Origin of the sequence: Flammeovirga sp. EKP202 (genome assembly GCF_014534745.1) — a bacterium.
GTDB lineage: Bacteria > Bacteroidota > Bacteroidia > Cytophagales > Flammeovirgaceae > Flammeovirga.
In genome coordinates, this window is sequence record NZ_JACVVP010000072.1 from 1 (window position 1) to 15,217 (window position 15,217).

8 protein-coding genes and 1 tRNA gene are annotated in these 15,217 nt (G+C 34.6%); 1 reads left to right on the plus strand and 8 read right to left on the minus strand.

Going from position 1 to position 15,217, the window contains the following annotated elements:
• Positions 1-232: 232 nt before the first annotated feature.
• The 8 genes from IC221_RS26735 to IC221_RS26770 all read right to left on the minus strand — a co-directional run bounded on the left by IC221_RS26735 (position 233) and on the right by IC221_RS26770 (position 12,298).
• A tRNA-His gene (locus IC221_RS26735) sits at positions 233-306 on the minus strand.
• A 210-nt stretch (positions 307-516) separates the two neighbouring features.
• Positions 517-1,854: a dihydroorotase gene (locus tag IC221_RS26740; protein ID WP_188171877.1), complete on the minus strand. Its 1,338-nt coding sequence runs from the start codon at positions 1,852-1,854 to the stop codon at positions 517-519.
• A 322-nt stretch (positions 1,855-2,176) separates the two neighbouring features.
• A complete protein-coding gene (locus tag IC221_RS26745; RefSeq protein WP_188171878.1) occupies positions 2,177-5,188 on the minus strand; it encodes an N-acetylmuramoyl-L-alanine amidase in 3,012 nt (1,003 codons plus the stop codon).
• A gap of 387 nt (positions 5,189-5,575) precedes the next feature.
• A complete protein-coding gene (locus IC221_RS26750; protein WP_188171879.1) occupies positions 5,576-6,157 on the minus strand; it encodes a TetR/AcrR family transcriptional regulator in 582 nt (193 codons plus the stop codon).
• Positions 6,158-6,322: 165 nt separating this feature from the next.
• Positions 6,323-8,713: a TonB-dependent receptor gene (locus tag IC221_RS26755; RefSeq protein ID WP_188171880.1), complete on the minus strand. Its 2,391-nt coding sequence runs from the start codon at positions 8,711-8,713 to the stop codon at positions 6,323-6,325.
• A 6-nt stretch (positions 8,714-8,719) separates the two neighbouring features.
• On the minus strand, positions 8,720-10,066 hold the full coding sequence (locus tag IC221_RS26760) for an HTTM domain-containing protein (RefSeq protein ID WP_188171881.1): 1,347 nt from the start codon (positions 10,064-10,066) through the stop codon (positions 8,720-8,722).
• Between the two features lie 3 nt (positions 10,067-10,069).
• Positions 10,070-11,149, minus strand: a complete 1,080-nt coding sequence (locus IC221_RS26765) for an imelysin family protein (protein WP_188171882.1) — start codon at positions 11,147-11,149, stop codon at positions 10,070-10,072.
• Positions 11,150-11,224: 75 nt separating this feature from the next.
• Complete coding sequence (locus IC221_RS26770) at positions 11,225-12,298, minus strand: DUF4856 domain-containing protein (protein ID WP_188171883.1); 1,074 nt, start codon at positions 12,296-12,298, stop codon at positions 11,225-11,227.
• A gap of 371 nt (positions 12,299-12,669) precedes the next feature.
• Between IC221_RS26770 and IC221_RS26775 the strand changes: the two genes are divergently transcribed.
• The gene (locus IC221_RS26775; protein WP_188171884.1) at positions 12,670-15,204 is read left to right on the plus strand and encodes a glycoside hydrolase family 2 protein; all 2,535 of its coding nucleotides are present in this window, start codon (positions 12,670-12,672) and stop codon (positions 15,202-15,204) included.
• Positions 15,205-15,217 lie beyond the last annotated feature (13 nt).

A 15,217-nucleotide genomic window follows, 5' to 3' on the forward strand; every position in this document is an offset into this window, starting at 1 on the left:
CGAACGATGGGATTCGAACCCACGGCCCCCGGAACCACAAACCGGTGCTCTAACCAACTGAGCTACGATCGCCATTTGTTTTTTGCTTTGCAAAGGTAATCATTAAATTCACAAAACAAAACTTTATTTTGAAAAATAAATTAATCAGAATACAAAATATTGCATATCATCAATTTACCTATTCTTTGTTTTAAAAAACATATAAAAAGCTTTCAATTTCTTGAAAGCTTTGGGCGAACGATGGGATTCGAACCCACGGCCCCCGGAACCACAAACCGGTGCTCTAACCAACTGAGCTACGATCGCCATTTGTTTTTTTGCTCTGCAAAGATAGAAGGAAAGTTTACAAAAACCACATTGTTTTATGTAAACAAAATTCAACATCAATAAACCTCCTGTTAATCAGGAATAAAAAAATAAAGGGATAGTCAAAAAAACTGCCTACCCCTTTATTTTGGATCAACATTGTATAAAAATGGGATATTCCTACCCAATCTATTATTGATAAATCAATAATTATCTATCAAATGTTAATCTTTTTCCTTTTACATCTTCATGGAAAGCACCATTCTCATACGCTAAATGTCCTGAAACAATAGTATGAGTTACAGACGCACTAAAAGTATGTCCTTCAAAAGGAGACCAACCACATTTATAATTAAGGTTTGATTTTTCAACTTTTTGAGGAGCCTCAAGATCTACCAATACAAGATCAGCCCAGTACCCTTCTCTGATATACCCTCTCTCTTCTACTTCAAATAAAATTGCTGGGTTATGACAAGCTTTCTCTACAATTTTTTCTAAAGAAATTTTCCCTTCTTTATAGAAATCCAACAACACCTGTAATGAATGCTGCACTAATGGACCACCTGAAGGCGCTGATGTATATTTATTTGACTTCTCTTCCAATGTATGAGGAGCGTGATCAGTCGCAATTACATCAATTTTGTCATTCAGAACACCTGCAAGAATACCCGCTCCATCCTCTTTTGTTTTTACAGCAGGATTCCATTTAATAAAGGCACCTTTTTCTTTATAATCTTCATCAGAGAACCACATATGATGTACACAAGCCTCTGAAGTAATTTTCTTCTCTTGTAATGGAATATCATTATCAAAAAGCTCTAATTCCTTGGCTGTTGAAATATGTAAGATATGTAATCTTGCTCCATGTTTTCTTGCCAAAGCAACCGCTTTAGAAGAAGAAGAATAACAAGCTTCTGCACTTCTGATTTCAGGGTGACATTCCATAGGAATATCATCACCATATTTCTCTACATACTTCTCCATATTCTCAGCAATCATTGGATCGTCCTCACAGTGAGAAGCAATGATCATTTGAGCATTTTTAAATAAATTGGCAAGCGTTTCTTCATTATCCACCAGCATGTTTCCTGTAGAAGAACCCATAAATACTTTGATACCACAAACATTTTTAGGATCTGCTTTAAGTACTTCCTCTAAATTGTCATTTGATGCTCCAATATAAAAAGAGTAATTCGCTAATGATGTTCTAGAAGCGATCTCATACTTTTCTTCCAACTTCTCGATTGTCACTGTAGGAGGTTTCGTGTTTGGCATTTCCATGAATGAAGTAACACCACCCGAAACAGCTGCTCTAGATTCAGTTTCAATATTGGCTTTCTGAGTCAATCCAGGCTCTCTAAAGTGAACTTGATCATCAATCAAGCCAGGAAGAAGATATTTCCCTTCGGCATTAATTACCTTTTCGTCTGTTTGTGCTTCCAACGAAGTTCCAATCTTTTCGATTCTTCCATTTACCACTCTTAGGTCAGACTGATAAATAGATCCTTCATTGACTATTTGTGCGTTTTTGATAAGTATCTTCTCCATGATATAAGTATGAATTTAAAATTACCGTGAAGATACTACCCCGTTTTTTCTTCTAAAAATTATACATAAAAAAAAGCCTCATCAAGTGAGGCCTTTTTGCAGTTTGTCAGTCTTGTGTAGTTGTAACAACTACTTGTTTATAAAGTGAAAAGAACCATATCGCTCTTAAGACTTTATATTTTCGTCTTTGTTCAATTACATATTACGAACTGAACTGAAAAAGAAAGGTTAAATTTTCAGTATCTTAACCTTTTTGTCAATAATTAAGATCCAAAAACCTTGCAATCAATCTCTTAATACACCATTTCTTCTTGGATAAGCACTATTTTTCTTTAAAAAATATCAAAAATTCTTCCATTACTTCAATTCTCTTTTGCTCAGAAAGAATGGTTTCAAATGGAAAACCTAAAGCTACAATCTTTTTATTTCCATTATTATAGCTAATCCCTGCCCCTTTTTGATTACTTGTATATCTACAAATTTGATTACCCCCTTTTCCCCAAGGTTCTAATGCGTCAGGCGATTCAACTTTATAAATGTCATCATCATCTGATTTAGAATACTGAACTCCATTAAGGCTTTGGAATGCTTTATCAACACTTTTTACATTGCCTACTACATCTGCATGATCTGTTCTACCGACCAAATGCAAAACGTTTTTCCCAAAAAGCACATCAGGGTGTTTTCTACCTTTTGGAATACCGTCTTCCTCATAAAATAAGCTTGATCCTAAATAGGCTCCACTTATCAATAAGTTACCACCTTGCTTTAAATAAGCTTCAATTTTATTACGAAGTCCAAGTGACAGAAGTTTGAATTCCGTTTTCTTACCCCATTGGCTAAAATTCAAGTCTTTTTGTTCCCCTAGAACGATATCAACGGCAAAATAGTCTTCAAATTGAATTTCTCCTTCTTCCAAAGCCGTTTGATTACAGGATACAAATGATTGTTTTAAATAATACATAGCATTACCATGAATCCCGGGGTAATTAAAGGTATTTCCTTTAATTATTGTTGTTTCTTTATTTCCAAAACTTGCTCCAAAACCTGGGGCATCATCATCAACCCAAGGTGAATTTGGGTTAAAATCATACTGAGCTCCCACATAAGATAAGTCTTTTTGATCTGCTACACCGTGATCCAAATGATTGAAACCCTTGTAACTTTCTGTATCAATAAATGTAGGAGAAGATATACGGTCAAAAGCATTCACTACGAGAATTGGTTCATTTCCAAAATCAGCCATACTTAATTCATCCGTTGGAAAGCTTTCACCACCGCTGTTTACCGCGGTAACTTTAAAACTATAAAAGTGTTCTTTCTGAATAGGAAGTATGACACTTGAATCATTAATAATCTGTCCATTATCCCATCCCTGATTATCAAAGTTTGTATACAGTTTATAAAATGTAGGATCTGCTGATGTTTCAATTGGATCTTGTTGTGGTTTCCATTTAATCAATGCACCATTTTCTTTGATGGCTACAGAAAAATGCGTTGGTGGCAATGGCTGAACAACGTATTTTCTATTTTCTTGAAAAGCCATATACTTTAATATCCCTTTGTAGATCGATCGACTGACATCAAACCTAAAAACAGGATCCAAAGCAAACCACATATCTTTAAAATTCTGATGGGATAATAATTCGATCAATACTGTCGGCACATCAGGATAAACAGCCTCACTATACCTTCGATCCCACAACGATCTTCTGTTCCAAATAGAATCATGTAAAATTCTCGCATCCTCAACAATCTGCGTCTGAATTATATCAGCTAAATCTCTACTCGTCAACCTTGATTGTCCATCTTCAAATTGTATATTTTTATCCATGTTGGTGGTGCTATAGATAGCCAATGTTCCAATAGTTGTATCGGACTTTGAGACACCTGCATCAGTATGTAATGCTAATGCCAAATCAATGGGGACTCCTAAACCTGCATTTTCAATCTTTGGGTTTAAAGCTAGAGGTGCACCTATTAACCAATTTACCCATTCACCCCTCGATTGATAATCATCTTTATAATCATTCTCACCTTCGTTTGGAGAATATACCCACTCTGGAGCACCCGAATATTGCAAATTGTATCTTGCCCCTTCCGTATATCTTGCTCTTAAACTACTTGAACCTTCTCTTACTATATTCCCTGTTCCTCCACCAAAACGAACGGCATCCGCTGTAATATAACGTCCTTTGGTTTTGGAGTAAGAAGATAAATAAACACCTTCACCCTCTGAACCATCAAAGTGAAAAGTTCCCAAATACACCCAAGTCTTTGGTGCTATTTTCTGATTGACGACAAAAGCTGTTTTTTGTTTTTTATGTTGAACAAAATAATGTGCATCCTCTACAGACAAATCATGATTGGCATAAGAAACATATACTGCATATTCACCCTTGATTTCTTTTGGAGTTTTCCATGTAAAAGCAATATCATTCTTGTTGTTAGTTGACTTTACTTTTCTCGAAGTTCCTAATTCAAAAGGGTTTTCATGATCATTGTAAAATAACTTATGTTCAAAACCTACATCTCCAGCTACTACATTTTCACCTTCTACATACCCCTCTCTTTCTCCATCATTATCCACCACAAAACTTTTGGATTGCGTTCCCCTCTCTCTTGGGATATAAACATTTGCTCCAGCATTTTCAAGCATTGGTGCCAAGTAAGGTAACACAAAGGCGGTCGGTAACAAATCCTCAACGGTTTGAAATAATCTTGCTCTTTGCCATTCCCACCTTTTCAAACTCTTCTCATAATATAAACCATGACTATTCCATATGGCGAGGTGATTTCCATAAAGGCCATTTTGAATAAGTTCCTCTTCTTTTCTATCTACCCTCTTCACATGTATTGGAGCATTTGCATGATTTTTCACTATTCGTCTGTCTTTATCAAGCGAATGAGTTCCTCTAAAAAAATTGGGTACTAGATCTTTTAAATAGTTTTTCGGAATTACAGGCCATTTATTTTTTTTAGCCAGTTTACTAAAAGATGCACTTTTGGATTGACCTACAAAAAAAATCAGGTCATATCTGTTATAACTTTCACCAAGGTGCTCTCTCACTTTTTTTTCAATAGAAGATAAATCATCAACCCGTATTGGTGTATACTCCCAGTGTTTACTTAAGAAATAATAGATTTTTTTATTCTTCTTAGAAAAAGATAATGTATCAAGCACTGCGGATGAATCAGGTTGAAACGCATACTCGCCTGACTTTGCTTTTTCTAAATATTGATTAAAAGAATTTTGGATCTGCTGGATTGATTGACCATTTACTATAGTTAAAAAAGTAATTGATAAAAAAATGGTCAGTAATAATTTATTCATCGATATAATAATTTACCATTAAAAAAATTGGTGGAATGAAAAAAGAGGAACAAAGTAAAACTAGTCCCTCTAACCTTCAGTAATATAAAAGTATGGGCTACTACTCCCATACAATAATTCAATTTTAAAAATAAAATACCACCCTCCAACACTTTACACTCACGAGGTATTTTACTTATTTTTGGCTTTTGTTTTCAAAAACCTCATCAAATTTATAACTTTTGTGTTAAAAACAAGAATAGAAATTAGAAAATAATAACATCGGAGAAATCTCTTTTCTAATTTCTTTAAATATTACAATTATTTACCCTTTTAATGCCTTATTAAGCAAAAAAAGGTTACCTTTTAATAAGGCAACCTTCATTTAATATCTATTTTATTTCTGTCTTACTTTAATGCTTTCATGCATAAAGTTGTAACAATTCTAGCGTCATCTTCTACTAATCTATCGTGACTAAACACTCCAGTTGCTCTTGACGATGCATACTGAATTGGAATAGCAGGGAAAACAGCATTAAACATTTCTACGTTGATTTCTTGGTTCACCTCACCTGTGTCATACCCTCTTTGTACCATGGCTTTCGAAGATTCCGGAATTTTCAAAGTCATTTCTTTTGACATCAAAAACGTGTAATCATTCATCAGCATATTAATGAACTTTGCTCTTGAAGGGTTATCATTTGCCAAAGTAAAAATCTCAATACAGAAATGAAGAATCACTTCTTCCAGCGACTCTTTTTCTTCCATATGTTTGAAAATGATATTTCTAAAATATTCAATATTTGAAGAATAAAGTGCTTGTACTAAAGCGGCTTTGCTTGGGTAATGTCTGTATAGATACCCGTCTGCTACCTGTGCTTTTTTAGCAATAGACGAAACCGATGCCCCTCCATAACCTTTGCTTACAACCATTTCGATTGTTGCTTCTTTAATTCGCTGTAATTTAGTTTCGTCGATACTTTTCGCCATTGTTTAAAATTAATTGAGGTAAATTAGAATTTACATAAAGGATGTCATAAATGAATAAGTTCTCACTTTATGTATCACAAATTTATCATAAACTTAATACCTTCCAAGAAAATAGACAAAATAATCTATGGAATATAACGAAATGCCGAAAAGATGTTTCTTAATCTAGATTTTAAATTGGAATGTAAAATAATAGTTTCTACCATCAGCCGGAATAATTCCCGGACCAGGATAACCTGTTGCTCTTCGTGTAAAATACATATTATCTGTCAGGTTATTTACCCCTGTTTCCACCCCAAACCACTTATAATGATATTTCATAGATAAATCCATAACATAGTAAGCAGGTACTGGACCGTAAACTGCATCAGGTAATGGCTTTTCTGTATTTGCAGCGTCAGTATATTGTTTATCCACCTTGGTATATTGGAAAGATAAATTGAAGTTTTTGTATCCTGTATTGATACCTGCTTTCAGGTTATAAGGAGGAATCAATTCCACATCGTTTCCATCATATACTCTATCATCTGAAATATATTTTCCTTGAATAAAGGATACATTGCCAAATAAATTAAAGTGATACTGAGAATATTCGTTAATAAAATGCATCACATTCAACTCTCCAAACGCTTCAACTCCTAACGTATAGGCATCTGCGATATTCGTACGAATTGGATTAGCTGGATTTGCAAGACCTATTTTATCATTATAACGAAGGTAGAAAGCACTTATATCAAAATTCAGGAAGTCTGTTTTTCCTCTCATTCCGATATCAGCAGAATACCCTTTTTCATCTTTCATATCTGGATCAATCCTTACATTTGTGTTCAGAGATCTTAAATCAGAATATGTAATGGCTCTATAGTTTTGAGAGATATTACCATAGATTTCCAAATCTTCCTTCAATTTATAACTAAGTCCAACTCCTGCAATCAGAATAGATCTATTGTTATTAATCGTATCAGGCTCTGCACGAGTAATTTCTTCTATCAAGCCGTCATCACCAACTTCAAAATAAGTTTTCTGATAATATCCCTCTCCTGATGTTCCAATAAGTTCAAATCTAACTCCTGGTGTTACACTAAATTTATCCGTGATTTGGAAAATATTTTCCACAAAGAATGCGTAATTCTCAATCTTAAACTGATGGTCAGATAATAATGAATCGGGATGTGAGAAACCAAAGTCTGCATCTTTCCCATCAGAAGCATCACCTTGTTTCTTATCATCATTACCGTAATATACTCTTGACCCTAATACAAATACTGAAGGCCTGTTATTCAAAGAATAATGTTGAAGGTAGCGTACTTCGGTACCAACATTTCTAAACTGATCAGCAACTAACAATCGAGGTTCATCATATGGATTTTGCTTGTTAAGATTAATCCCTAATGCATCTCTGCTTGCAAAAAGTCCGAAATTTTTCATCTCGATTTTTGCATTGTGATTAATCTTATATTGTAAATCTATCGCAGCAACATTCCAATTTACCTTAAACCAGTTCTTGTCTGTATAAGATGCTCGTGGATCTCTTTCAAACTCCTCATCAGTTAAACCGCCAGGTTGTTGCGCTAGATAATCCATATGAGTAAACTCAAAACCGATTTTAAAACGCTCACTGACTTCAACATCTACTGCGGTATACACAGTGTTGACATCAAAAGCAGAATTCGGTCTCCAACCATCTCCTCCTTTATATTGATACAAAGCATAGTAATTTACTTTTCCTTTCTCTCCACCAATGCTATTAAATGAGTTGTACAATCCAAATGATCCAACTGTTTGACGAGTAACAAATTCAAAAGGTTTATTTGCAGGACCTTTTTTCATTTTGAAATTCAATAAACCTCCAAATTGGGTTCCATATTGTAATGAAGCAGCACCTCTTACAATTTGAACTTCATCTACTGCCTCTAATGGCGGAGTATAGTAACTTTCAGGATAACCTAAAGCATCTGCTGCTATATCATAACCGTTTTGTCTTGTATTGAAATTGGAAGTTCTATCAGGGCTCAAGCCTCTGCCCCCAATACCTAACTGAATACCGGCACCGTCACTTTCCCAAATGTTCAATCCAGGTACTTTATTATAAACTTGTCTTGAATTATTTGTCGCTAAATTTGCCGTAAGATTATCAATTTGAATTACCTCACTTTTCTTCCCTTCAAAAATAGAAGTTCCTTCTACTGCCTCAAGTCTTGTGATTTCGGCGGTTTCATTATTATCCGTGATATCTACTTCATCTAAAACTTTCTCAATCACCCTCATTGTGAAATTTAATTCTTGACTTTGAGCAGTAATCTTGATGTCTTTTTCCATGGGTGTTAACCCATACTTAAAAACGCCAACTGTGTAGACTTTTCCTTTTTGTAGGTTAGAAAGTTTATAGTTTCCGTTTTTATCTGATTTCACTTTGATGTTCGTGTCCTTAATATAAACGTCTGCACCTTCAATTGACTCCTGAGAATCGAATTGAAGCAATTTACCTCTCACTGATTGCGAATAAGAACTCAGCGATAAAAAGAAAAGTAGAGTAATGAATAATAACCTTGTCATATAATCTTATCCCTTGAAGGGAAGTATCCATGTTTTAGGAGCGAAAGTATCCTCCAACTTTGTTAAATCTATTGTTGGGTCTATAAAGGGTTGGCTTGCTCTACCATTGAGCGAGACATATGAATCAATATAAACCTCAGGGTTTTTCACCCCTTTTTCTTCAAAAACACTTTTTAAATAATGTGCGTATTGAAGTATCATATCAGGCTGAGTAGCCATCATTTTTTCTTGTAACGGAGTCAAGAAGTCTCTATTATTGACCTCTATCTTATGGTCTGTTTCAGGGTTTAACACATAAAAAGTTGCTGAACCTGACTTCTCCATCAACATCACTCTCCATGAGAAACGAAACCCTTGTTCTGTCCAGAAGAGCTCTCCTCCATACAAAGCATATCTAAATGGAAATATGACTTGTACAAATAGGAAAAGACCAAAACTCAATCTCATCAATTGTTGAGGTATTGAATTAATTTGACCTCTATTGACTTGCATTGATAAGTTTTCAGAACTAAAAAATCGACTTAAGAACAGAATTATTTTTTCGTGGAATTGATCAGAAAAGAAAATCAATGTTGACAAAATCATAATGTAAGGGAACATCCCTATTGGGAATAACGCCGCTGTCATTACATGAAATGCCACCACTAAAAAATAGGCGAAACCTCTGTATTTTTTGATACAGAGAAAGAAAGGAATAAACAGGTCATATATACAACCTATCCAACTAAAAGCAAAAGCCACCCATTTATATTTTAAAAGGGGGCCCACCAAAAATAAATCTGCTCTTGAAGCTAACCATAATCGAAGTGGCTGAGCATTTAAAAGCCAATCCGCATTAATTTTAGCTACTCCAGCATAAAAATAGACAATGCCCAATTGTGCTCTTACAATGTTGATCGTCCATGCCGAAACATACTTCCTGTAAGTTTCTGGATTTCGATAAACATCAATAGAAAATCTTCGATGTGCGGGTAAAAAAATCATTATAAATGCCATCAAACTGACGAAATAATAATGATTAAGATAATTCGTAAGGTCTATTAGTTCTACATAGGTAAAAGTAAGAAAGTACAGCAAGGCTGAAATTCTATAAAAAGCGCCCAATGCTATACCTATTGCACTAAAAATCATGATAAAGAAGATGATATACATCCCCTTCTCACCAAGTGGTTCTACCCATGAAAAACCAAAGTAATGAAAAAAGAATTTGGGTTGAACGAATTGAGAGTCCACCCAACCGTTCACCCAAAAACGAACTGCACTCAAGGCCATCATGATACCGAAAATCATTCGGAAGACAACCAAGGGTGCAATTGAAGTTTGATTATTAACTAGTTTATGATAATATCCCATATTCTAATCTCCATCCGAATCTTGGTAAGTAATTTTCACTGATAAAGCAGAAGGCATTTCTGATTTAATCATTACTACTAACTTCGACATCTCCGTATATAACTCTTCAACGGTCTCGTCTTGTGCTTCAATATGATTTGCAAAAGGACTTTGACAGTTATCTAATTTTGAATGAATCACCTCAAATTGATTTAAAATCTTTGCGGATAAATCTTCTTGAATTGATCCTGTATTGTAATATGCTGTTAGGTAATCATCTAAACCTACACCATCATTTCCTTTAAAGATATTTTCTAAAGCTGTTACATTTCTTTTCAATAAATCTAATGAATTGACACTATAGTAAGCTTCAATTGACATAGGGCTTGATCTACCAGACAATGAGTTTTTACCCAAAGCATAACCAACTCTTTGATTTTTACATCTTTCGTAAGCTTTATTGTATTCATTGACAATTGCTGATAGTGAGCTACTAGGATCATTTCCTTCATTTACTGCAAATGTTGCTGCATAGTCCCCTGACCAAGCATCATTTACGTAAGTTGCTTTTGTCAATAAATCTGCCACAACTGCATTCAAATACTCACCTCTAAATGAGTTTGCTTTGAAAGCCTCAATTACTGTTGCTTTATCATCCTTAAATAAAAGATAATCTACTGCTGGCAATCCTTTTTTGTTATTAGAAGTAACTGATCCAAGGTTAATATTTTCAGCAACAATATCCGCCTCCAATTCTGTATAATCAGTTGGAAATGTATTTGTTGATGCTAGAAATGCATTTTCTAATGCCGGACCGTATTGAAATGCATTGACTGTTGCCCAATTCTGATAAGCACTTAAAAATGCTGAACTTAAGGCATCAAAAGTTTCTTCTGTTGGTGCACTTACAAATGACTTAGTTTTTTCATCAAGTGAAGCGACCGAAGTGTGATAATTGCTAATTGAAGGTTTAATAATGTTGTTGGCATAATTGCCTAACATGTCAGTTTGTGAGAAGTCTAGCTCAATGTTTCCGTTTTCTTCAGAACAAGAAAAGAAAACTAAAGCCAGGATAATAGTGATAAAATATTTGAATAGTTTCATAATAAACTACAGAAGTAAAATGAACGAAGAAATCCTCAAACCATTTTGAATATGGTTTGAGGATGCAAAGATATATTATAATGCGTTAACTACCTCAGCTGAGAAGCCATAAGTTGACTGTAAAATATTTTTTATTTCAATAATATTCTCAGTTGTTAACTCATCTACATTATTTCCGTGAGCCGCAATTACTTTATCTAAGTCTGCATCAGAGATTTTTTTAGATGCATTGTATTGTAAACACCAAGCAAATGCTAAAGCTTCTGACCAGTGGTGCATTCTATCACCATCCGTTGTATCAGTAAGTACTGAGTTTAAATAGTGAATAACGTTGATGGCTACCAACTCCTCCCACTTTGCAACAATGATATCACGTTGAGCATCTCTTACTGTATAATTTTTTGCAGTAATAGCAGCACGACCTGTTAAGAATGCAGTGAAGATATCACCTGATACATCATACACATCAGCACGAGACTTCGCATACTTTGCCCAATACCAGTTTTTAGCATCTGCATTTAATGGATAATCTACTGCAGCACCAAAGTAACCAAATGCCTCATCCCAGTAATGTTCCATCGCTGTACCTTTACCTTCAGTTATCTCCTCATTATCAGCATCTAATTTCTCATTTGATAAATAATAAGAAACTGCTTGATAGTATAAAGTAGCTCCCATAAGACCTTTCGCTACCATTTGAGCAGGTTCGTGACCTTCAGCATCAAATAAACGACCTTCGTAAATGTTTGCCGCATTACCTGAAGCTTCCTCTGCACTCTTAAAGTAAGCGTAAACTTCTGTTTTCACATCTACTGTTAAACCTGCTTCACCATAAGTCTTGCTTTCTAAATCTTTAGAAGAACCAAATAAAGTTCCTGACTCATTTGCAAAAACAGACTGCATTACGGACTCTTCTAAGTTAGTAAGACCATCGTTTCCTGACTTAATGTAACGCTCTAATGAATCTAACATTTGGATTCTGGCAGTTTGCCCAGAATAATCTACATTATCAAAAACATATGTTGTTGGCACTTCAAAATCTGGATCAAGGTCATTAATAATCTCTTCAGACTCTGAACAAGAAAACAATGCTGAAACTATAAGTGCTGATGTAGCAAATTTGTTAGCTAATGATGAATAGATTTTCATAAAAATGGATGTGAAAAAATTATTTATAGTTGAAATTAACGTGAGCAAAATTATCTTTTATTTAGATTTAATCCAAATATTATTTAAAATTAGTTTAAATAAGAGTAAGACTTAAAACACATCTTATTCATTATCAATACAATTATATTTCCTCCCTCATCAACTCCTCTAATAATTTTAAGATCAATTTTAATACACCAATAAATGTCTACTTTCAATCTATATGCAAATAGTACCTGTCTATACGCTGTCTATGCCAAAAAATAGACCTTTCACCAATAAGTAAAGAGCTTTGCATTACATCAATTAAATAAAAAGTCTATGTGTTAAACACAGAAAGACAATCAACAATTATCAACCTATTGATTGAAATGAAAAGATTATTTATGGTGTTAATAGGATTACTTGCCTTCAGTTATGGATGGTCTCAACCTAATACAACAACACCACATGAGAAAAACGAACAAGCTGTACGCTATTTAGATGGCTATAGATGGAAAATGAAAATGATGCTTCCGGGTGAGGGAGTAAAACAAGGATTACATAAAATTCCTCCTGAAGACATTGAAACATTGGTTTGGAACAATGCGAAAGTTCCTGGTGATGTCTATACAGATTTATGGAAAGCGGGTGTCATTGAAGATCCTTATTTTGGTAGAAACAGTGTAAAAGCACAATGGGTACAGCATTATGAATGGTGGTATACTCATCAATTTAATGTCAGTCAAGAAATTGATGATCAAGTGGTCGACCTTGTATTTGATGGTGTGGACTATGCCTGCGAAGTTTGGCTTAATGGTCATTACTTAGGAAAACATGAAGGTGCATTTTCTTCTTTTAGTTTCAATGTCAACGATTTTTTAAGAATTCATAAACATGATTTCCTAAAAGCTCGAAATATGTTAGTGATCAAACTCGCTCCTCCCCCAAAAGTCAATGCCAATGTAGCAGGAAAGAAAACACCTTGGTTTGGTGATTATTGGAGAGACTTAATACCATTTGGAATTACCCAATCGATCAAAATGGTAAGAACAGGTAAAGTGAGATTTAAAGATATCTACGCCAATAATAAAATCAATAAAGATGGTTCTGCGGATGTATCACTAGAAATGATGGTAGAAAACACCTCTGATGCAACAAAGAAAATGGTTTTTGTTACTTCTCTTAAAGGAAAAAACTTTGATAGTAAAGAAGTCAAATTAACTTTTGAAGAGGATGTTCAACCGGGTATTCATAATGTTGTCAAAAACATTCATCTTAAAAAACCGCAGTTATGGTGGCCTTGGGATTTGGGCAAACCCAATTTATATGAAGCGAAGGTAACTTTAAAAGAAAATAAACAAAACCATGATTTCAATGCCATTACATTTGGTATTAGAGAAGTTACTTCAAAGTGGAACCCTGGCTTTAAGAAAGATGTCGATGTGAGTTTCCCTCGTTCAACCTACATCAATGGTAAATTTCACTTTATTCGCTCAGCATGTTGGGGTGGACCTCCCGATATTTTTGTAGGAAGAACATCTTTAGAAGAATATAAAGAGTTGATTCGTCTTGCAAAAGAAGCTAACATGAATAACATCAGAATCTTTGGATGGCACCCACCCGAAATACCTGAGTTCTACCAATATTGTGATGAAATGGGAATTACAGTTTGGCAAGATATGATTCCATTAGGTACTGGAAATATTCCAAGTGAAAGAGCTCAATTGACAGAAATTTTTGATGAAGCGGTCAAAGTTATTAAAGAACGAAGAAACCATCCTTCACTTATTATGATGGAGGGAGGAGAAGAAATGCTACTTCGTACACGCGATCCACAATTTGGAAGAGCATTCTTGGAAGAATTGGGAGACTCTCTTCAAGCTTATGCCAACCTTCCTTATGTGCCAGATTCTCCATTAACTTGTCATGTTTCAAAGACGGCTGGTTACAAGAATAAAGAAGCTGTACATGCCTTGCGTTATTTTTATGATATGGGAAAATGGCTGCATGAAGATTGGTATCAAACCTTAAAATTTCCGATTGTTCCTGAGTTTGCTATTACGTCGGTGCCTTCTGTAGAAAGTCTCAAAAAATTTATCCCAAAAGAAGAACTATGGACTCCAGGTTTAAGTTGGGGACATCACTGGGCTGACCTAACACGATTGAGAATGCAAAACTGGGATGTCTTTGGAAGTGAAATGAAAGGTTCTTTAGAAGAATTTGTCAACGCCACTCAAGATGCACAAGGTGTTATTTTTCAAAATGGCATTGAATATTTCAGACGTCAAAAACCTGAACTAAGTGGTATTGCTCTTTGTCATTTCATTACCTATTGGCCTGATATGAAATGGGGTATTGTGGATAATTATCAAAAACCGAAACGCTCATTTGATTTTGTCAAAAAAGCCTATCAACCAACATTAATCAGTCTGAATTTCCATAAAAGAAGATGGTCTAATAATGAAGCGTTTAAAGGTGAATTATGGGTGATCAATGATTTATACAAAAGTTATAAAAAGATTTCTGCCACTCTAAGAATCAAAGACGATACGGGTAATATATTGACCGAAAAGAAATACTCTTTTGGTAATGTTGCAGAAAACAGTGCAAAGAAATTTGTTGACATCTCATTCGATGGATTAGATAAAGTCAGCAGTAAGTTTTTTGTGGAGTTAGTTCTTGAAGATCAAAATGGTAAAGTGATTTCTCAAAATGATTACTTCTTCCTTATCGGAAATCAAGAAGAAGCTTCCAAGGAGTTTAAGGTTTGGATGAAAAAACGTAAAAACCTTGAAAACAAATACGGACTTTATGGTTCTTACTACCATTTCTTTGATGAGTTTTCAGGTGAAAATGGAGGAAAATATGAGAGTGACACTCAAATTCCAAAAGCCTTCGGATTCCCAGAAAATGAAGAAAAGTAAGTTTTCAATAAAG